At 41.4% G+C, this 21,392-nt stretch carries 18 protein-coding genes; 10 read left to right on the top strand and 8 right to left on the bottom strand.

The window, feature by feature from the left end; all coding sequences use genetic code 11:
• Positions 1–175: 175 nt before the first annotated feature.
• Positions 176–2,296 carry a sensor domain-containing diguanylate cyclase gene (locus L4C37_RS03355; RefSeq protein WP_429767862.1) on the top strand — a complete coding sequence of 707 codons (2,121 nt, stop codon included), beginning with the start codon at positions 176–178 and terminating at the stop codon, positions 2,294–2,296.
• A 177-nt stretch (positions 2,297–2,473) separates the two neighbouring features.
• Here L4C37_RS03355 and L4C37_RS03360 read toward each other — a convergent pair whose 3' ends face one another.
• Genes L4C37_RS03360 through L4C37_RS03390 form a run of 6 tightly spaced genes read right to left on the bottom strand, consistent with a single transcriptional unit; the run spans position 2,474 to position 9,517 of the window.
• Positions 2,474–4,198: a BatD family protein gene (locus L4C37_RS03360; RefSeq protein WP_429767863.1), complete on the bottom strand. Its 1,725-nt coding sequence runs from the start codon at positions 4,196–4,198 to the stop codon at positions 2,474–2,476.
• A 2-nt stretch (positions 4,199–4,200) separates the two neighbouring features.
• The gene (locus tag L4C37_RS03365; RefSeq protein WP_429767864.1) at positions 4,201–6,030 is read right to left on the bottom strand and encodes a vWA domain-containing protein; all 1,830 of its coding nucleotides are present in this window, start codon (positions 6,028–6,030) and stop codon (positions 4,201–4,203) included.
• On the bottom strand, positions 6,023–7,015 hold the full coding sequence (locus L4C37_RS03370) for a vWA domain-containing protein (RefSeq protein ID WP_372268396.1): 993 nt from the start codon (positions 7,013–7,015) through the stop codon (positions 6,023–6,025). The genes L4C37_RS03365 and L4C37_RS03370 overlap by 8 nt, the downstream gene beginning before the upstream one ends.
• 16 nt (positions 7,016–7,031) lie before the next feature.
• Positions 7,032–7,508 (bottom strand): DUF4381 domain-containing protein, encoded by a 477-nt coding sequence (locus tag L4C37_RS03375; protein WP_429767865.1) that lies wholly within the window; start codon positions 7,506–7,508, stop codon positions 7,032–7,034.
• On the bottom strand, positions 7,505–8,530 hold the full coding sequence (locus L4C37_RS22460; protein WP_489686368.1) for a DUF58 domain-containing protein: 1,026 nt from the start codon (positions 8,528–8,530) through the stop codon (positions 7,505–7,507). Before L4C37_RS22460 ends, L4C37_RS03375 begins: the two co-directional genes overlap by 4 nt.
• A gap of 30 nt (positions 8,531–8,560) precedes the next feature.
• On the bottom strand, positions 8,561–9,517 hold the full coding sequence (locus tag L4C37_RS03390; protein ID WP_372268391.1) for an AAA family ATPase: 957 nt from the start codon (positions 9,515–9,517) through the stop codon (positions 8,561–8,563).
• A 337-nt stretch (positions 9,518–9,854) separates the two neighbouring features.
• Here L4C37_RS03390 and L4C37_RS03395 point away from each other — a divergent pair, with 337 nt between their 5' ends.
• From L4C37_RS03395 to L4C37_RS03405, 3 genes are all read left to right on the top strand, one after another.
• Complete coding sequence (locus tag L4C37_RS03395) at positions 9,855–11,771, top strand: methyl-accepting chemotaxis protein (protein ID WP_137371962.1); 1,917 nt, start codon at positions 9,855–9,857, stop codon at positions 11,769–11,771.
• Between the two features lie 76 nt (positions 11,772–11,847).
• Complete coding sequence (locus L4C37_RS03400; RefSeq protein WP_137371963.1) at positions 11,848–12,048, top strand: restriction endonuclease subunit S; 201 nt, start codon at positions 11,848–11,850, stop codon at positions 12,046–12,048.
• Between the two features lie 233 nt (positions 12,049–12,281).
• Complete coding sequence (locus L4C37_RS03405; protein ID WP_137371964.1) at positions 12,282–12,956, top strand: LuxR C-terminal-related transcriptional regulator; 675 nt, start codon at positions 12,282–12,284, stop codon at positions 12,954–12,956.
• A gap of 161 nt (positions 12,957–13,117) precedes the next feature.
• On the opposite strand, the gene L4C37_RS03410 is transcribed toward L4C37_RS03405, so the two are convergent.
• Positions 13,118–13,783, bottom strand: coding sequence for a LuxR C-terminal-related transcriptional regulator (locus L4C37_RS03410; RefSeq protein ID WP_372268735.1), 666 nt, complete (start codon positions 13,781–13,783; stop codon positions 13,118–13,120).
• A 252-nt stretch (positions 13,784–14,035) separates the two neighbouring features.
• Here L4C37_RS03410 and L4C37_RS03415 point away from each other — a divergent pair, with 252 nt between their 5' ends.
• The 6 genes from L4C37_RS03415 (at position 14,036) to L4C37_RS03440 (ending at position 19,962) form a co-directional block, all read left to right on the top strand.
• Positions 14,036–14,524, top strand: coding sequence for a hypothetical protein (locus L4C37_RS03415; protein ID WP_429767866.1), 489 nt, complete (start codon positions 14,036–14,038; stop codon positions 14,522–14,524).
• A gap of 89 nt (positions 14,525–14,613) precedes the next feature.
• A complete protein-coding gene (locus tag L4C37_RS03420; protein ID WP_137371967.1) occupies positions 14,614–15,105 on the top strand; it encodes a hypothetical protein in 492 nt (163 codons plus the stop codon).
• 62 nt (positions 15,106–15,167) lie between these two features.
• The gene (locus L4C37_RS03425) at positions 15,168–15,878 is read left to right on the top strand and encodes a fimbrial biogenesis chaperone (RefSeq protein WP_429767867.1); all 711 of its coding nucleotides are present in this window, start codon (positions 15,168–15,170) and stop codon (positions 15,876–15,878) included.
• Between the two features lie 2 nt (positions 15,879–15,880).
• On the top strand, positions 15,881–16,579 hold the full coding sequence (locus L4C37_RS03430) for a fimbrial biogenesis chaperone (protein WP_429767868.1): 699 nt from the start codon (positions 15,881–15,883) through the stop codon (positions 16,577–16,579).
• Positions 16,569–19,073 (top strand): fimbria/pilus outer membrane usher protein, encoded by a 2,505-nt coding sequence (locus L4C37_RS03435; RefSeq protein WP_429767869.1) that lies wholly within the window; start codon positions 16,569–16,571, stop codon positions 19,071–19,073. Before L4C37_RS03430 ends, L4C37_RS03435 begins: the two co-directional genes overlap by 11 nt.
• The gene (locus L4C37_RS03440) at positions 19,063–19,962 is read left to right on the top strand and encodes a hypothetical protein (protein WP_429767870.1); all 900 of its coding nucleotides are present in this window, start codon (positions 19,063–19,065) and stop codon (positions 19,960–19,962) included. The genes L4C37_RS03435 and L4C37_RS03440 overlap by 11 nt, the downstream gene beginning before the upstream one ends.
• A gap of 170 nt (positions 19,963–20,132) precedes the next feature.
• On the opposite strand, the gene malK is transcribed toward L4C37_RS03440, so the two are convergent.
• Entirely contained in the window at positions 20,133–21,245 is a 1,113-nt protein-coding gene (gene malK / locus L4C37_RS03445) for a maltose/maltodextrin ABC transporter ATP-binding protein MalK (RefSeq protein WP_137371971.1), read from the bottom strand.
• Positions 21,246–21,392: the final 147 nt, after the last annotated feature.

Raw genomic sequence — 21,392 nt, forward strand, 5'->3', positions numbered from 1 at the left:
AGTTTCATTAGTAAGAAAATGGAAAAGAAATCCCATTTTTGTAGTCCTTATCTAGCTTGTGACAATGTAAATAAAGGAATTGCGAGCAAGTTAACATCTGCTTTTTAGTTGTATTGATTGCATATTAACCCATGGGTATTTTTGCAATACTTGAATAACCAGATGGATAGAACTTGTGCCAGTAAAAGCCTTTACCAAACAAATGTCAGCTATACGAGATCATCGTTTGCTTGCTGAGTGCCTATTTGGTTATCTTGCTCAAATTCTATGCCCTAAGGGAGTGGGTATCTTCACTAATCCCTCAAGTTCAACAAATCAATCCCCACTTTTTTCTTCTGGTGTAGTCAGCTCTCTTGATGTTTATCCCAATACGTTTTGGCAGTGGGTTTCGCAGTTCGATACTGCAGACGGCGTATTACCAATGGCAATTAATACCTGCCAATGGGAGCATGTAGAAAAGCTAGGCGGCGAGTCATTCATTATGATGTTGGATAACGCTCCAGCCTCTCAAACTTATCTTGTTATTCAAAATTGTGATCCTAGAAAAATTAGCCAAGCGTTTGCAGGGCATCTTGATGTGCTCCAGCTTACGGCTTTTCGTTGGCAATGCATCCGAGCTGAGAAAAATGCGGCTATTGAAATTAAAAATCGCGATACACGAGAAGCTTTATACCTAGATGAAATCAAGCTTCGAGAGTTGTTTGTCGAGAATATGAAGCTTGTGCATGAAGTGGCTCTTGAGTTATCTAATCCAGAATCATTAGATGCTTTATATAAAGCGGCGGTAGAAGCGGTAAGGGATCGGCTAGGCTTTGATCGAGCCGTATTTATGCTTCTAGACATGAAGAAGCGCTGTTTTAGCGGTACTTACGGCACAGATGAAGACGGAAAAACCAATAGTGAACATCATACTCAATATGATATTCACCAGCTTGAAGAAGAATACATAGAAGCGTTATCTGATGGTAAAAGAAACTTAGTTGTCATTGAAGAAGCTCCACTTTATACCGCGGGAAAAGTCGTGGGTCAGGGGTGGAATGGTATGCTCATTTTACGTGAAGGTGATAAAGCCATTGGTTGGATTGCGATGGATAATTACATTCAACGGAGCCCGATAACAGGTTATCAAAAGCAAATGCTTAAGTCGTTTGGTTCTCTTCTTTCACAGATTTATATTCGCAAAAGACAAGAGCAAAATATTCGGATGCTCCACTCAAGTATGGTTGAGTTGTCTCGTTGTGATAGCGTGAGCGACGTTTGTAAGTCAGCGGTTAGTTTTGCTATTCAGCATCTTGGCATTGACCGACTAGCTGTGTTTTTAACGAATAAAGACTGTACCTATATGCAGGGTACATGGGGTACCAATATTCAAGGAAACATAGTTGATGAATCTTATTATCGTTCTGAAACAACGAATAGAGAGATAGTGACAGCCGCACGCTCAACGCCAAACCAAGTGGCATTTGAAGAATCAGTTCCTATCTACCATGACTGCAATATTGTTGGGTTCGGTTGGACATCTATGACTATGCTCACCAATAATACGCAAGAACCTATCGCATTTATTGCAGCGGATAATTTGCTGACACGAAGCCCATTAACTTCTCAATTACGGGAAGTTATCCGTATATTTGCTTCAAGTTTGGCCGAAGTTCTGCAAAGAACACAAGCGCAAGAAGAACTGAGAAAGCTTAATGAAACATTGGAGCAAGAGGTAAAGAAGCGTACTTTACAGCTTGAAATGGCGAATGAGCAGCTTGATGTTATTTCAAAAATGGACCCGCTTACTCGTCTGGGTAATAGACGAAAACTCGCACAAGTGTTGGATGAATTAGGCGGTACTCAGCAATCATCCACGATTACTTTTGGTCTTATTCTTGTCGATTTAGATCACTTTGGTTTGTACAACAATGTATATGGGCACACTGAAGGGGATGTTGCGTTAAAAACGGTGGGTAACATTCTTAGAAAGCATACTTATCACGAAGGAGAAACCTTCTGTAGAGTCGGCGGTGAAGAATTTATGTTGTTACTTGTTGGAACAAGCGACAAAGAGACAAAGCTACGGGCTGAAGGTATCCGTCAATGCATTGAAAATGCCAAAATCCCTCATCAAGATAGTAGCACCAGTAAAGTGCTCACCGCTTCAGTAGGGTATGCGTCGGTTAAGGCTCAGTATAATGATTTAGACTTTGATGGTTTATATAGAAAAGCAGATAAAGCCTTATATCAGGCGAAAGATGCAGGAAGGAATCAAAGCGTATCAGCAAACACAATGAAAGTTACGGTGGAGTAGAATCTCATTCAGAGAACCGTTAATCTTTAGACATCATATAAAAATATAATAAAAGCCTAGCGAGAGAATCCTTTTGATTAATCGCTAGGCTTTTTTGTTACAGCATCAGTCTTACTTCTAACTACCGACCTTACTGTTAAGTGCCAGTTTTCGTGTAAATTATCGGTTAATAGATAACTATAATTTTGCCAGAACCGATTCTTCAGCCGTACTTTTCGATGCTTTCTGTTTGCTAATCAATTTTATTGCAGCAGTTGGTGTCCATGTTGCCTTGGATACTGCCTTTTTACTGTAAAGCTCACTTGTGAATGACTTAATTTCCTTTTGAATAGCACTTAAATCACTTGGGGCAACATTCTTGTGATTATTACGCCACTCTTCAAATGCAGCTTCTACCTGTAAACCATCTCTTTTTTCTAAAGCGTGAATCAGAGCTTTCTGTGTGCTGTCTGTACTTCCCTTTATCTGTCTCTTCGTATCTGTCTGGCTGTTTGGTTTCTTTTTCCAGAAATGGAATGCAATGGCGCTGCTTCCTACCCAAAGAAGTGCGAACATCAATGAGATATATGGCCATATTCCTGCGTCGGTTACTGTTACAGCTTCGCTCGTGCTTGGTTGGATTTGTTGCTTAGGTTCTATTGCTGCAGTCTCGGATGCATTAGCAATTGCAGTAAACGTTAAGCCCTCAAGTGAGCTGGTTCCTTGCGTTTTAGTCGTGGTATTAAACCAAGTTTGTGTAACCGCCGGTAACGTGAAAGACCCAGATTTTTTAGGTATAAGCACTTGTTGGAAAACGACAATGGCATCACCAGATTCGGTTTGACCAAATTTTGGCTTCTCATCATATACACGAACAGTTTCAGGGTTCATTAGTGAAAGGTTCGGCAGTTGGTGTTGTGCGATCCCCTTTGCTGACATGGTGATAGTTCGAGTTAATGAATCGCCCACGTTTAGTTCAATATGGCTGCCTTCAGGGATTTCTGATCCGGTGCTGTCTTCCCAAGCTTGGTTCAGTGTCAGTTGCTGCGTTGGGAGCCAACTACCTTTGTAATTGCTTGGTATCGGAAGGACTTTTATCGCAAATGTCTTAACCGGTGTATCAAGTTGGAATAGTCGAGTTTTACTTGAACGATTATCTGAATAAACCACGGAACCTGTTAGCTTTGGTCCAATTAACGTGTAGTCCCCTGGTGTTGACGAAGACAATGAGAATGATTGCTGAACTATTGTTACTTCAACTCCGTTACGCACATCTTGGTATTGATTTGAGTCACCAATTGGCGTGACTTCTAGTCCTTTGGTTTTTGTGATGTTATTTGAATTAACCGAGCTATTCGAGCCTGTCATGTTTTTTGAAAGTATAGAGCTAGGCGGTGCTATTTGAGGGTTTTGTAGCCTTCGAGGATCGGCCTTGATAACCAAAGTTACGTCAAGCTGCCCATTCTCACTCGGGTAAAGCTGTGTTGTATTCAGTTCTAGCTCAAACTCAGCCATATCGCTTTGTGTTGGAGCTAACTTGTTGATGGACACTTTGATCGGAATAGGGCGTGTTTTCGCACCTTCAATATTGAAGCTCGGAATGGTTAATGAACCAGCTCTTAGTGGCGCTAGGGTAACGGTCCATTCACTTTGTACCGTTCGAGTTCCGTTAATGATGTTCATCGATGAACCGAAACTCGGTCTCCCAATATAAAAATCATTGGTTAACGCATCGAGTGTTAAAGCATCAGAAGAGACTTTTTCATTCACAGAAACTTTTAGTACAAAAACTTCATCTTTGGTTACTTTATTCTGAGTCACGCTTGCAGAAGCGGTAGTGGCTGCGTGTGCGGAGTTTATCGACAAACCTAGGCTTAAGAGCCCTAGGAAAAAGGTCAAAAATAGATGTTTAGAAATTGGCATGATCACCACTTTTTATCTTGGTTAGTAGGCGCGTCTTTTTGTTGCGCTTGTAAAATCATCTGAGCTCTTAGCAATTGGCTTGGATCTCTGGCACTTTCAACTTGCTCAAGTTTTCTAATGTCAGGGTCAACAGCTTTTGAATCATCAGCTGCTTGAGCTGTTTGAGATCGTGCTGAGTCGGATTCATCCTTTTGAGCTTGTTCTGTAGTCGAGTCACTATCTTTACCCTTATTGGATTCATCTTCGCTTTTTTGGCTTGAGCTTTCTTCAGAATTTTTCTGCTTCGATTCATCCTCATTCTGACTCTGACTGCCTTGTTGCTGCTGTTGAGAGCTCGACTGCTGTTGAGGATTAGCCTGTGGATCTCCAGAATTTTGCTGGTTGCTTTGTTCTGAGCCTTTTTCATTATTATTGGAGGAAGGATCGGAAGACTGCTGATTTTCTGATTGATCTTGAGAATCACCATCTTGAGGCTCGCCTTGCTGTTGCTGTTGCTGTTGCTGTTGCTGTTGCTTGACGATGTTCAGGTTATTCTGTGCATAACGGTGGTTTGGGTTTTTCTCAAGGACACTCTCGTAGCCTTTTATGGCTTCTTCAAAGTTTCCTTGTTGTGCATAAGCGTTCGCGAGGTTATAGCGAGCATCTTCACTCTGAATGTCTGTTAAGGACTCAATTGCACCTTCATAGTTACCGGCTTGATATTGAGCCGCGCCTTTCCATTCTTTAGAAGTAAAATCTGAAGCTGCGGCTTCAAAATCACCTTGTTGGAAGGCTTGGTAAGCCACCTGATCATCTGTTTTCCAAGGGCTAGCGTATGCTGGTGTTGGTTGTAATAAAGGAGCAGCCACAATCACCAATATCCAAATAGCGCCTTGTCTAAATAAAGTGAGTACCGGTAGCAGAATGAACGGTAGAAGCCAAAAGCCATTATTGACTCTTGTACTAAGGGCTTGTGTTCCTTGTTTTACGTCAGTCAGTTGGGTGTTTGTTGTGGTACTTAAAGCTAGGTGTTCCACATCAGAACTGTCATGTTGCACAGGCGCAAACGTCCCATTGGTTAATCGAGTAAGAGCTTGCATATTTTCGATGTTGGTTTTGGCTATTACCGTTGAACCTGAATTGTTTCGTAGCATTGAACCATCCGCTAGGCTAATGGGTGCTCCATCTTGTGTCCCGACGGCCAGTATTGATAAGCGCCATGCCGTGCCTTTGAGTTGGGATTCAATCTGTTTTCTTTCTTGGTCATCAATATCATCACTAATGAGAACAATATCGCCTTGGTAGATTTTGGCGTTGTGCATCATTTCGATAGATAGGTTGATAGCAGAAGCTGCATTACCACCTTGAAATGGCATGATATCTGGAGACAGATTAGGGATCTGATTAACAATGGTATTTACATCGGAAGTGAGAGGGCTAATGGTATACGCATCGCCAGCATAAGCGACTAACCCTGTTAAACCTTCTGACCATTTCGGCAACAGATCAAGTGCTTTATAGCGAGCTTGTGTTAATCGATTTGGTTTTATGTCAGTGGCATACATGGACATAGACATATCCATTACCAGAACCCTAGCGGGTGTCTTTTCAAAACTTGGACGTTCTACTTCTTGAAAGCTAGGACCTGCGAGTGCAATAACCGAAATTGCCCACCACACCACAAAATACTTACGTTTGTTTTGTGACGGCTTACTGTGGTTATGTGATAAATGTTGAGCAATATGCGGTGCGATCAATGGTCGTTCTTGGGTTCGATTACCTAAGAAAAACACTAATGGAATCACAGCTAAAGCGATTAACCATAAGGGATAGAGAAATTCAAAATTAGACATTTGATCTCCTTACCGCGATAAGTAGGCATGAAAGTAATAGGGCGAACGCTAGCGGGAAACCAAACCACTCTTGCTGAGGTCTCCATGTCTTTGTCGCACTTGATACGGGTTCTAAACTATTGATGGTGTCATAAATGGTGGCGAGCTCTTTACTGTCACGAGCTCGAAAGTATTGCCCACCAGTCCGGTCTGCAATATCGATAAGCGTTGCTTCATCTAAATCCTGAGCGGTATTGACTTTACGAGTCATAAAAAACTCTTTCACTACCATTTCACCAGCGCCTACGCCAACGGTATAAATCGTTGAGTCGAATTTCTTAGCAATATCAGCGGCTTCAATGGGGTCAAGTACTCCAGCAGTATTGCCACCATCACTCAGTAAAATCATCACTCGTTGAGGAGCATCACTATCAATGAAGGTTTTAGTTGCAAGCCCAATTCCGTCACCGATGGCTGTGTTGTTACCAATAAGTCGTAAAACCGCTTGGTTAAGTTGCTGTGTTAACGTGTTTCTGTCGAGGGTTAACGGTGTTTGTAAGTAAGCATGATCAGCAAATAAGACTAGCCCAACGCGGTCGCCTTTACGTTTATCAATAAAGTCTGTCAGAACCTGCTTTACTGCAGACAAGCGGTCAATATATTCGCCGTTCAATTGCATGTCTTCTTTGCTCATTGAATAGGAAAGATCCACCACAAGCATCAAGTCTCTGTGTTTTGGCTGAACCTCAACAGGGTCGCCATACCAGACTGGACGAGCGGCAGCGATAACAATCAATAGCCAAATACATAAAGAAAGAAATTTAGGGAACAAAGATTGAGGCACTTTGTTCCCCGCTTCTTCCGGAAGATATGGAAGCCTCACAGCGGCGGTGGGTTGCGCTTTCGGCGCGAACTTGTAGATCAGCCATGGCAGTGGCGCAAGCAATAATACCCACCACCATACAAACTCCAGATTTGATAAGCCGTTGCTCCATAAACGACTTATGTCAAAGAATGAAAAGCTAGCCACGGCGACCTCTCTTTGGCGGTAATGCTTTTTGAATCCATAGCTGACAATCTTGAACAAGCTGTTCATCGGAATCGTTTTGTTTGTTCTGGTAGAGAGCTTGTTGCCACAAGGCTTGTTTAGGACCGAATAATGGCTGATTCAACTGTTCATCAAGAAAGGCGTACCAATCATTACCTGATAACGGTGCAATGGTTTCTCTTGGATAATAGCTAAGCGCGGCTTGTCGTAACAATTCTAAAGCTGATGATGGTGTAAGCGTTTGGCTAGATAGCGAAAATAACCGTAACGCTGCACGTTTAGAGGCTTGTTTTTTCTTATTGCGACGGATGATAAAGATGGTTATTGCGATGCTGAAAATAATCGCGGCAGCTAAGCTCCACCATCCCCACTGTATCGGCCACCAATTAGGGGCTTCAGGTAAAAGGAGTGGGCTAAGATCTAAAGTGGGTGTTTGAGTTGCTTCTGTCATGAATAAGTTCCAGATAATTGCTCAAGAAGAGGGCGAGCGCATGACAATGAACTGTATGGGATCGCAAGCGATAAACTTAACGCTTTCAGTTCATGTTGCTTTTGCTTAAAGGCGTGGTTCAACTGCTGCTTTTCTTTATTTGAAGAAAAGTTTAGCCACTGAGTTCGTATTCCATTTGTTATTTGTTGATAACCTTTGTAAGGGGTATCCCCAAGTTCAAGTGGGTCATAGAAATGCACAAATCGAAGTCGATTATGAGTTCGTATTTGGCTTAATAGTGAGCGGTTACTTTCTTCATAACGAATGAAATCGCTAAGGAAAATAATGTCACTACCTTTTGGGCAGAGTTGATGGAGCGACTTTAATGCCACATCAAAAGAGTGCGGCATTTGACGGGTAAGCTTGTCAGAATCCGCTCTCGAAGAATCGGCTGCCGCAGAATCAGCTATTGCCTTATTGTTAATCTCAATGATTTTTTGCAAAATTCTTAATGGTGCATGATGGCTTGCGCTGGGTTTAATTTCGATGAGTTCGAACCCCGTATCAATTACAGCGCCAATCCGGTCTTTTTGCGCGACTGTCACCCAACAAATTTGGCTAACAAAATGTGCTAACTGGACGGATTTTAATAACAAGGTTGAGCCAAAAAGCATGCTGTTACTTAGGTCGATGTAAAGAACCGTTGGCTGCTCTCGCTCTTCTGAAAAAAGCTTAGTGTGTGGTTTACCTGTTCTTGCTGTGACTCGCCAATCAATACTGCGAATATCATCCCCAGCTTGGTATTGCCGAACTTCAGCGAAGTCCATGCCTCTTCCTCGTTTCGTACTTTCATGCTGACCATTAAGTTGCGACCACAGGCTTTTGGCCGGCGGTAACCAGCGTACAGATTGAGACTTATACTGGAGCAACTCATCTAAACTCAACGTCACGCCATTACTGCCTTTAGGCAAAGTACTAGGCTGCTTAGCTCCTAGTGATTTTTCTCGTTTGTTCAAAGTTTGCTTTGGCAATGGATTTATCATGCAATTAACCTTATCAGTTACTACCGTTGCCTACGCGCTACCCACTAAACCAATAAGGTGCGCGATAACTTGATTTGAAGTGATGCCTTCTGCTTGTGCGTGATAACTACGAAGTAAGCGATGTCTTAGCACTGGAAATGCCATCGTTTTTACGTCTTCAGGTGTGACAAAATCTCGGCCGGCTAACCAAGCATGAGCTCGTGCACAGCGATCTAGTGCGATCGTGGCTCTCGGGCTGACACCCATATCAAGCCATTGATCCAGCTGTTCGCTGTATTGGCTAGGCTGACGAGTAGCCATAACCAGTCTCACGATGTATTGCTCAATGGTATCCGCCATGTGGACATTGAGTACTTCTTGTCTCGCTTGGAATATGGTCTCTTGGCTGATTTCTACAGGTTGAGCGGCAGTGCTGCCTTTTGCTTCCCCTCGATTGAGGCGGAGAATGTCTAATTCACTTTCCATATCTGGGTAGTTTACTTCTAGGTGAAGTAAAAAACGGTCGAGCTGTGCTTCAGGGAGCGGGTAGGTTCCTTCTTGCTCGATTGGGTTTTGCGTCGCCATGACTAAAAATAGCTCAGGAAGCTTATAGGTATTTCTTCCCGCTGTTACCTGTTTTTCAGCCATTGCTTCTAACATTGCAGCTTGAACTTTTGCTGGCGCGCGGTTGATTTCATCTGCAAGGATTAACGAATTGAAAATCGGTCCTGATTGGAAAGTAAACTCGCCGGTCTCAGGTCTGAAAATATCAGTACCGGTTAAATCTGCTGGTAAAAGATCTGGGGTGAATTGAACGCGGTGAAAATCGCCTTCTACGCAATCTGCTAGTGATTTTACTGCGCGAGTTTTTGCTAGCCCTGGAGGACCTTCAACAAGAATGTGACCATCAGCCAGTAATGCGATCATCAACTGTTTTACCAGGTCTTGTTGACCTATGATTTGAGATTCTAAATAGTCTTTTAGGGCATTGAAAGCGTGTGAATGCATGAAGTGCTCTCTTGATATTTGTATTTAAGTCTTAGATTGGTACTTGGGTTTGAAAAAGTAAGAAAAGTTCCCTTAACTTTCAACATACAAGCGCACAATTTCTATTCTTTAGGTTCGTCCTAGAGATATGGGGATGTTTTTGATTTTCTAAATAGCGGTAGAGTGTTAAATAGATGTTTGGCTCATCATCATTATTTGTGAAGCAAAAATAGGATAGCCATGCCTTTGGTCAATAATTTTGAGTTTTCTATATAAAAATAGAGACTAAAAATCTAAAGGGTTCTACTATTCAGCCGATAACAAAACGTTACAAAATTATGCCAATAGGGGCAATCTGATGTTCAAATTTAATTCCATGAGTATTAAGCAAAAAGTTGTTGCAGGGATCACATTTGCTGTTCTTGCATCTACCGTGATTGTTGGTGTGATGGCACAGCGTCAAGCGCGAGAAGTGCTTAGCCACCGTTTAATTGATATTCAACTGCCAAGTATGCTTGAGCAAATTAATGCAGAAGTGGATCGCGAAGTGTCGCAGTTACTTTTAGCCGCTGAGCAAGTTGCTTCAAACGAATTTATCATCGACGCCGTTTCTTCAACGGATCGTGATCCAAGTGTTGAAGCGAAGCTGGTGAAACAGTTAAACAATGTACGTAACCAGTATCAATTGAATGATGCATCGGTTGCTAACCGTCAAACATCTTATTACTGGAATCAAAATGGATTTTTACGCCAGCTAAACCAACAACAAGATGGTTGGTTCTTCGGCTTTACTCAGTCTGGTCAAAGAACCATGGTGAGTATGTTCCAAGAATCAACCGGCGAAGTGAAGATGTTTGCTAACTTCCAGCAAGTATCTGGCAGCACTATGTCTGGTCTGTCAAAATCTATGGACGACATGGTGAGCCTATTGAATGGTTTCCAGATTGAATCGACAGGTTTTGTTTTCTTAACAGACAGTAAAGGTGATGTGCAAATTCACCGTGAGCAAGGTAAAGCTAAGTCATCACTTTCTCAACTGTATGGCTCTCAAGCTAGCCAGTTATTGGATAAAAATGACTTTAACTTGATTACTACTGAGTACCAAGGCAAAGAAGTGTTTGTCGCAAGCTTGTACGTTTCATCAATGGATTGGTTTGTTATTGGTGTTGTACCAACTCAAGAAGTGTTTGCTGATTTAGATGCAACCGCTCAGAAAATGCTGATTACCACTATCGTTGTAGCGCTAATCTTTATTCTTATGGGAATCGTGTTAGCGAACAGCATTACTAATCCAATTAAACTGCTATCTAAACGCTTTTGTGATTTAGGCGCAGGCGATGGTGATTTATCACAGCGTATTGAAGTGAAAGGCAATGATGAAATTGCTCAACTTTCGAATGGTTTTAATGGCTTTATTGAAAAGATCCATGAATCCATGAAAGAAGTTTCTTCGACAAGCCAAGCACTTCAAGTTGCCGCAGAAAGTGTATCGAATAAAGCGCATACCACTCATGACAACAGCCAAGAGCAACGAGATCAAACGTTGCAAGTCGTGGCTGCTATCAACCAAATGGGTATGACTATCAGTGAAATTGCATCTAACGCAGCAACGGCAGCTGAAACGGCTACTCAAGCAGCAGACAATACTGAAGTTGGCCGTAATGTTGTGAACAAAGCGAAAGACGCGATCAGCCGTTTAGCTCAAGATATTGAAAATACAGGTCAAGTCGTTGAGCAGCTTGCTTCTACTACACAAGACATTGGCTCGATCCTGGGTGTTATCCGTGATATTTCAGACCAAACTAACCTGCTTGCCTTAAATGCTGCCATTGAAGCGGCACGTGCTGGTGAGCAAGGTCGTGGCTTTGCTGTGGTAGCGGATGAAGTTCGTAACCTTGCGAGTAGAACTGCAGATTCGACTGAAGAAATTCAGAAGATGATTAATCAACTGCAGAGTGATGCAAAAGATGCAGTTACAGCGATGAATGCAGGTAAAGTAGTGACGCTTGAAGGCGTGTCTGCATCTGATGAAGCGGTGGGCGTTTTAGGTGGTATTTCAGATAGAATTACTGATATTACAGACCGTAATACTCAAGTGGCGACAGCAACAGAAGAGCAGTCAACGGTTGTGCATACCATCAACCAAAACATTGAAGAAATTAACGCTATCAATGAAGTTACCACTGGTACTGCTGAACAACTGGCGGATGCGAGCCAAGAGCTACGCTTATTGTCTGGGCGTTTAGATAAGATGGTAGGGACATTTAAGCTCTAGCATCACCTGGCTTAAATGAGTAAAATCAGCTTAGTTTCAATATTTAGTTTTAACTTTTTAGTATTAGGTAAGATTCATGAGCGATTTTGAAAAAGAACTAGAAGTGATGTCTCAAGAGATGGGTGACGAGCCTGAGGTAAAGCTCCCATCAATTGAAGAGCAAAAAGCGGTAGTGGCAGAACTAAAGCGTTTAGAAGCAGAAGGTAAACTTACTCCTGAAGTTTTAGAACAGCACTTCGGTCAGTTCAATAAAACGAACAACACTCCTATTCATTAATGGAGTAGGATGTGAATAAAAAGGCGCTTTGATAGCGCCTTTTTTGTTTTTTATAAAATCAGAAATAAACCCTTGTTGTATCTTAAAAGTGAGAATCTATTTTAAGCATATGAAACTACTGGTAAACCATGATAATTCAGTAGGATAGGAGATGGTGTAAGGTTTTTACTCTATTGACCTAGCGCTAAGGTTGACTAGATTGTTTACTGACAACGTTACGTTAAGAGGTTCACATGCATAATAACGATATAACAAGAAGCATAACTTTTGTTGCACATAACACTTTGCAATCCACCCTACTAAAAGAGTCGATAGAAAATATTCTAGCGCTACCTATCAACCAACTCACTTACCAGCAATTGATTAATCAATATCGCTTTGAAGATCAGATCATGACTTCATTGGTTCTCATTGATTTCTCAAGCTTAACGGAAGAAGACAAAGCTACGTATTTCGCATTGCGGGATCAAAGATTTCCTTGTGTCGATGAAGTTCTTATTAATTGTCCACCAGAGTCTGATTATGTCAGCTTCCTTAAGTGGAAAAATCTTGTGGGAGTTTTCTACAGTGATGACTCTTTAGATATGCTTGTTCAAGGAATGAAGCAAGTGCTTGATGGGGAATTTTGGTTCAGTCGACAGTTGGCACAAGAGTACATTCGCTTTTATAGAAACAGACAACCTGTCACAACAAGTGACCAGTTTGCGTTATTAACAAAAAGAGAGCAGCAAATTATTAAGCTACTTGGTGAAGGAGCTTCTAATAATGATATCGCGCAGCAATTATTTGTTAGTGAAAATACAGTAAAGACACATCTTCATAATGTATTCAAGAAGATCAATGTAAGTAATCGATTACAAGCTTTGCTTTGGGCTAAAGATAATATTGGTAGCGAAGAATTTGTATAAAGAAYTTGGTTTTTGTAAAAGGCACCTAATTATTTAGTTAGGTGCCTTTTTTATTTTTAATAAACTATTGTATATTTAATATTGGTCATAAAGTTTACCGGGTTATTAGTTATTAGTTATTAGTTATTAGTTATTAGTTATTAGTTATTAGTTATTAGTTATTAACTAATAGTCGTAGTCTCGCATTGCCTAAATAATCTTATTGCTTCTTTTCTACAACTTACATTTATTTTTTTATACAGTTTATATATGTGTGTTTTCACGGTACTTTCTGCGACAAAAAGTTCATTGGCAATTTGTATATTGGATTGCCCGCAGACCAGCCTATCGAGTATCTGCTGCTCCCTTCTTGTAAGGTTATCTATATCTTTCATTGGTGATGGTGGCAAAGTTTTAAGATGTTCGAGCATGCTTGCGATGAGAGGGCGAGGTAGCCACAAATCCCCTTTTGCAACGGTATTAATGCAACGAGTTAGGTGATCTATCGGAGCATCTTCATACATGATGCCACTTAGGTTACACCATTGTGCTGATTTGCTGTATGGATAGCCAAGAGGGACATCGTAAACCACTAATTTAAAATCAAAAGTACCTGTTGAAGTTAAGTCGGTGTATAAGCTACCTTTTGTTGAATGGTAGTTCATTAATACAATGCAAGTTCCTCCTGACGAATAGGGAGAATCAAGATCGTTATCGGTTTGTTTCTTGATTAAACAATTGGGTGTTTTTGCGAGCTCTTTCTCTATGAGTCGTGTTTGAAGGTTATTCTCGTTCAGAAAAAAAATGTTGATATTATTGTTCTCTTTTTCTAAAGCCAGCTTATTCATACTTCAAGTCCTTAGCCAGTTCAACCGTGCCTTTCTTATTATAGTTATAACAAGGTGTTTTTATATGCCAGATTAATATTTAAAATAGATGTTGAATATTTGTGATTACATATTTGTATATAAATGGGCTAATTACAACTTTTCTACAACTTTTATTTTCAATTTAATACTCGTCTCATACCTCATGATTTTTAAAACTCATTATAGTTATATTTAAGTTTTCAAGGGAATAAACATAAAGGCGAACAAGATATGAATATGAGTCGTTCAGTTCTAGTTATGACAACATTATTTTTATCTAGTGGTTTAGTTATGGGTAGCTCACTAACGTTATCGTTAACGGGTCATATTAAGAACTATTGTGAAATCAATTTTAATGATGGGAAAAGCTTAGACTTTTCAAATGAAATACAAAAATCATTACCATTTGATATCCAATGTAACCAGCCATTGAGTATGTCAGTTTATTCTCGAAAAGGTGGATTAGAAAATCAACAGAGTAACGTTAGGCAAGTCGTGGCTTATGAAGTGGGTATTGATATTGAAACCATCGGTTTGAAAAGCCGGTTGCATAGCCAAGATATTGCTTCGCCGATCGTTATCGATAGTTCAAGTGTTATTCCCTTCGATACCGTTGGTGTGGTGAGAGTAACGCTGAAAGAAAACCTGCTATATGCGGGGTATTACGAAGATGTCATTGAAATTGATGTATTTCCATCAATACATGGCAGTAGCAAGTAAATCATCTGCGGATTGCAGAGCAGTAGTGGCTCTTGTTTGGAACAGGGTCATGACAAGTACGTCTTAAATCTCTTTAAAGGAATCTATTCATGAAAAAGCTAACATTATGTGCAATTGCAGTATCAGGGTTATTTGCCGCTCAAGCAAATGCGGGCGATGTACAACTCGCGGGTTATGTACCAGCCGTTTGTGAAGTGACTGGGTTGAACACTCAGCTACTCGATTTTGGTTCTGTCGCAACATCAGGTCAAACCGTTACTTACGGTCTAAATATTCAATGTAATGATGGTGATGGCGCGACAATCACGATGACCAGTGCGGAAGGTGGTCTTGAATCTGATGATGTAGAAGATTATGCGATTGCTTATGACGCTGTTCTAAGCCCAGCGGGTCTTACTGACCTAACGCTAAATGCTCCGGGTGGCATTGGTACTAATGGTACTTCTAACTCTGAATCTTATGGTGGTTCAGGTCTGCTTGCTACCGGTATTGCAGCAACGTTGGATATCGAGACTCAAGGAGCAGCACCTTGGTCTGGCGGTTACTCAGATACATTGACGGTTCAAATCTCTGCTAACTAGATACTGTTAAATCGAAATGGGAGAGCCTCTGCTCTCCCATTCATCCTTTGGAGCTAAATGAAATGGATTTATTCAAATGTGCCTTGCTTGGTTGTTTGTGCTTAATGAGCTTGCCGAGCTTTGCTTATAAAGTGCAGCCAATGGTCGCGGAAATGGCTCCGCTAGGCAAAAACGCACAAATGTCGATGAGAATTGATAACACAGGGACCCAACCATTAACTGTTGAGTTAGAACCACTTTCCATGTCCATGGATTCTATGGGAAATGAAACCACCCAGCCTGCCGATGATGACTTATTAGTGATCCCTGTTACTGCTGTGATTGAGCCTGGCCGTTCGCAATCTGTGATGGTTCGTTATCTTGGTGAGCCTTCAATTACTCAATCACGCTCATACCGCATTTCAGTTCGCCAAGTTAAAGTCGATCGTGGGGAAAGTAATGCATCTAATGTGGGCTTGTTATTGCAATTTAATACTTTGCTCAATGTTCGCCCCAAAAATGCAAAAGCCGAGCTCAGTGTGCAAAATATTGAGTCTAAGGATGAACAGTGGCTTGTTGAAGTGAGAAATGATGGTGACAGCTATGGCCGCTTGACCAATAGTAATTGGTCTATTTCTGATAAAAATCACTCTGTATTCTTAAAGGGAAATGAGATCAGAGATAAAGTGGAGGGAACATTGGTTTTACCTAAATCAAGCCGTGTGTTTGTGATGGAGTCATTAGAAGGGTTTGATTCTGTACCGACCTCGATTGAAATTGAAAACTTGGATTAAACATGCGTGTGCGTAGTGTTATTTTCTTATCTGTTTTGATGGTGTTGATGACTCCAAAAACACATGCCATTGTCATTAACCCTATGATCACTGAGATGGATGTTTTATCTGGTGGAGTTGCACAAATTGTTCTAACGAATAATTCGACACAGCAGACACCAATAGAAGTGAACCTACGCCAATTAGCGTTTAATCATGATGGTACATTTATCGCGGAAGAGTCTAAAGAGGATCGTCTTATGATCTTCCCTCCAGCAGCCATCATTAAGCCAGGGAAATCACAAGTTTTTCGCTTGCAATGGGTGGGGGAGAATCAATCTTTAGTAAGTTCTCAAAGTTACTTTTTACGATTTAGCCAACCTTCACTTATTCCGTCTCAGGGAGAGTTGTCCGGAATTGCCGTCCAAATTCACTACAATGCAATCATTCATGTTTACAGCTCAGCCCTTAAGCCGAATGTCACTTTACAAGTTCGTGAAGATGGCTCTGTAGTCGTTGTTAACAAAGGTAAAAGGTATGCCTATTTAAACTCATTGAAGTTCATATCTAAACAAGTTAACTCAACCATTAAACCTTTCAGCACTCATGCTTCTGGCGATTCATCTTATTTTGATGAACATTTTCTTCCCCCATCAAGCTCAATTGAACTTGAGGCTAATGAGAAGTTAGAACCAGGGGAGTACCAAGGGTATGAAATGTGAAACGCTAAGATCTTTGGTGTTGTGTCTGCTGGTTTTTTTATATTCAGCCAATTCTGTGTTAGCAAAAACAGGCACTTTAAATCCGACAGGTCGAGATATTGAGCTTATTTCATTATTAAAGGTGAGTGACAGTGTTTTGGGTGAGGCGGAAGTAGTCATCACGGCTGATGACAAGATCTTACTCCCTAAAGAAAGTACGTTGATTTTACTTGAAGGATTAGTGACCGATGAGGCGTTAACTGCGCTTAGAAACTCGACGGCTGAAGCTTCATTCTCACAAGAACATTTTAGCCTAGCTGGGTTGGATCTCACTTTTGACTTTTCGACATTAGAATGCATTGTCACGGTTCCTCCTCAATTCTTAAAAACACAGCAACTGTCTGCCAGCTCACTTATGCAAATGGATGATAACCATTTATCCCCAGCTTGGATTAGCGGGTATGTAAACTTGTCTTTATCAGGTAATCAGTCGGAAACGGTGGATGATGCTTCAACAAGCATGACGAGCTTCACCCACAGAATTGATTCTGCTCTAAACATTGGAAGTGCTAATTTTGAATACGAAGCCACTTATGAAAATGTTGAAGGCGAACCATCAATCTATGCGAGACGCGGTACTAGGATGAACGTGGATTTTCCGTCGCAAGGTACGCGCTTAGTGGTGGGAGACATGTTTAATGCAGGCAAAAATTTACAAGACAGTGCTGATACTTTAGGTATTGGACTTACTCGTGATTTTACTTTAATTCCAACGAGGAATGTTCGCCCTAAAGCCACTCAAACCTTTACCTTACAAAGAACGTCTAATGTCGATGTATTAGTCGATGGCATTGTCGTTCAAAGGTTAACTCTGAACGCCGGTAGCTATAACTTAAGTGATATTCCTTTGGCTGAAGGTACAAATGATGTCGAGTTAGTGATTACCGACTCGAGCGGTCAAGAAGAGAGAATTCAATTTTCTGTCGCTACAGGTAACGATCTTTTAGACAGTGGTGAGTTCGAGTATAGCCTTATGGTGGGAGTGCCAAGTGAGTCGGTGGGGAGCGAGATTGAATATCAAAGTTCGGAATACTTGGCTCATGGTTATCTAGATTATGGTATTACACCTTGGCTAACACTGGGTATTAATGCTCAAGGTCGAGAAGATTTGTACCAGTATGGACTCTCCAGCCTAGTGGCTACTGGTATTGGCGTTACCGAGTTCATCGTGTCTCAAAGTTCACATCCGACACTGGGCAGTGGTTACGCGTACCGCGTTGCTTATGATGCCGATCTTATAAATGACAAATCACGAAACCCGCAGCTGAGTATTATTTATGATCACCAGTCTGAGAATTTCTCGGGTATTGGGGATTACGACAATTCGTCGACACCTTTAAATACTATTGAACATTATGTCTCAATGTTTAGCTCTATTGATGTGACTTCAAGATTAAGGGTGGCTTTATCGGGGTCATATAGCTCGGGTTCAAAATCGGACGACAATTATTGGACACTTAGCCCGAGTTTATCAGGTCCTTTGTTTGGTACGCCTGCTACATGGAGCTCGCGTTTTAATTACCGAGATTACAAATATGATCATGGCAGTGATGATGAGTATTCAACAACACTGACATTAAGTTGGCCGCTGAGTAAGCAAACTCGAGTGGTAAGCCGTTATCAAAGTGATAAGGATCTAGGCTCTGTAGATGTGAGTTATAAAGACGGTATTGGCAGTGCTGGTGGTGTATCTGCCTATGCCACCCTCACCACCGAACGAGAAATTGATTCTAATGTGGATGCGGGTGTCAACTACACTGGTAATCGAATTCGAATCATTGCCGACCATACCACTCGTTACCAAGATCTCAACGAAGATGACCGAAGCCATAATACGCGTTTGGAGTTATCAAGTGCGATTGCTTTTGCTGGCACTTCCTTTGCGGTTGGGCGAGAAGTGGGAGAAGCGTTTGCGATTGTGAAAAAACATAAAAGTTTAGCAGAAAATAAAGTCTCGATAGACCCTGAACGTAACACTGAATACGCGAGGGTTTATAGCGAAGGAAATACTAATATATTGGTGCCCGACTTGGTGGCTTATAGCTCTCAGCTGATCACTTACGATGTAGAGGACCTTCCTCCTGGCTATGATCTCGGGGATGGCGCGTTCTCGGTTTATCCTGGCTATAAACAGGGCTACGAGTTGGAAGTCGGGTCTGATGCTGTGTTAACGGTCATTGGCAGTTTGTTCCACGCCGTTACTAAAGAACCCATAGCACTTATTGCAGGTAAGGCTTATTACTTAGGAAAAGAATCCGGTAATAAAGTTCAGGTTGATAAAACTCACGAGCCGCTAGAGTTTTTTACAAACAGGAAAGGGAAGTTTGCTATTTCAGGCATGAAACCAGGTCACTACCGGTTAAAGCTAAATACCAAGAAGAAGCAGACACTTGAAATTACGTTACCAGAGAATAGTGACGTACTTGTGCGTATAGGAGAAATGTATGTGGACTAACATTATCAAAGCTTGTGGTGTGGCTTTTATACTCATAAGCACCAATAGTTTTGCGACCAGTAAAAGTCAATGCGATGTAAGACTCATCAGTTTAGAACCGGTTTCTGCGCGGTCAACTTATGATGTATTTTCTACAGCCCAGTCTCCGCTAGTTCAGCATTACCAATTACGGGCAGATATAGCACAAGAAGGTTGTAGCGTATCGGTAGAGTTGGATATTGATGAAGGTTCCAATCAACTTAGAGGGAATGCAGGTCAGGATCTTGGTTTTGAATGGTCTGGAACAAACGGATTTATTAGAGGTGGAAGGTGGTTGGTGACGTTGACGCACGATGAACCTATTACTCAATTCCAATTGCGGTATCCCTCTGGGCAATGGCTGACATCTGGTGCTTTTCATGGGCAAATGACGGCTAACGTGATTGAGTCAGGCAGTAACACCAGTGCATCATTATTAAACTCTAAAGAGCTGACTTTAGAGGTTGAAGCTGACGTTATACCGAGCGCTAAAATTCAGTTCTATGGTCTATCTCAGCGTCATTATGATTTAGATCTGGGTGAATTAAACTCGAGTAAAATTATCCATTCAGGACCTAAACTTTGGGTGCAAAGTACCAGTGAATATGTGGTTTCATTTGAATCTGAAAACTTGGGGCATTTACGACATGAAACCGCGGACAGATCCTGGGATATCGCTTATCAAATTATGGTCAACTCAGAAACGGTGCCGCTAGAGACAGCAAATAGCCAATGGCGATCAAGTCAGTCAACACAAGGGCAAACTGTGCCTATGTCTTTTGTGATTGGTGATGTTGGGCAAAAGCCGGGTGGGAGCTATAAGGACATACTGCATATTTCGATTGAGCCTGATTTATCTCAATCACCATAAGTATTTAAGTATCCAAATATCTAAGCATTTAGCATCTCAGGATTTAGGATTTAGGATTTAGGATTTAGGATTTTGTTTGTGGGTAAACCAAAAAATCCCCATCACGCTAATGATGGGGATTTTAGATAATCACATTTTATTCTAGCCTATTTCTAGGAAAGACTGCCTGATTAGTCTAGACCGTATTCTTTGTACATACGGCGACACGCACGACCATCACTGTGGAATAAGTGACAACGGTGAGCTGGAATACCAATAGCCAGTTTATCACCAGGCTCAATCGTTAGTGTATCTGGCTGACGGTAAATAACGTCTGCATCGGCACTTTCAAGGTTTAGGTAAACTTGAGTTTCGTTACCAAGCTTTTCAACGATCATCACATCGCCTTCGATGTTAGCATCGCCTGTTTCAGCTGAAACTAAATGCTCTGGGCGAACACCCAGTGACATGCGGTCACCTTCATTAACCGTCGTCCCATCAACATCGATCCAGAAAGTTGTGCCGTTAGACAGCTGAACCAATACGCGTTCTGATTCTACTTTTTCAATCTGCACGCTCATGAAGTTCATTTTAGGTGAACCGATGAAGCCTGCAACAAAGCGGTTTTCAGGGTAGTGGTAAAGCTCTAGTGGGCGACCAACTTGAGATACATAACCACCATCAAGAACAACAATTTTGTCTGCCATTGTCATTGCTTCAACCTGATCGTGTGTAACATAAATCATGGTACAACCAAGTTGACGTTGCAGTTTAGTAATTTGTGAACGCATTTGAACACGAAGTGCTGCATCTAGGTTAGATAGCGGTTCATCAAGTAGGAATACATTAGGTTGAGATACAAGAGTACGACCAATTGCCACACGTTGACGTTGACCACCAGATAGTGCTTTTGGTTGGCGTTCAAGTAGGTGACCTAATTGCAGGATTTCTGCTGCATGCTCAACACGTTTATCAATCTCAGATTTGTCTGCTTTAGCAAGCTTAAGACCAAAAGACATGTTGTCGTATAGATTAAGGTGAGGATAAAGAGCATAAGATTGGAATACCATACCAACCCCACGCTTTGAAGGCTCAACGTCGTTCATGCGTTGGTCACCAATGTATAAATCACCAGAAGTGATGTCTTCTAAACCAGCGATACAACGCAGTAAGGTTGATTTACCACAACCAGATGGCCCAACGAATACGACAAACTCGCCTTCGTTAATCTCTAAGCTCACATCCTTAGAAATCTTCACATCGCCATAGGATTTACAAACGTTTTTTAGCGTAACACTTGTCATCTAGCTCGTCCTCGATCAAATTTTATTATCTACTGCTGATCATTATAAGAGATTTTCGTTTCAGCAGTAACAGTAGGAATTGGTAAGTAGTTGAGAAAGTAAGAAAAAGTGGGTGAATCTTAACTGGCTCGTTAAGCTTCACCCATC

The sequence above is a fragment of the Vibrio kagoshimensis genome, assembly GCF_050337535.1.
Taxonomy (GTDB): Bacteria; Pseudomonadota; Gammaproteobacteria; order Enterobacterales; family Vibrionaceae; genus Vibrio; species Vibrio gallaecicus.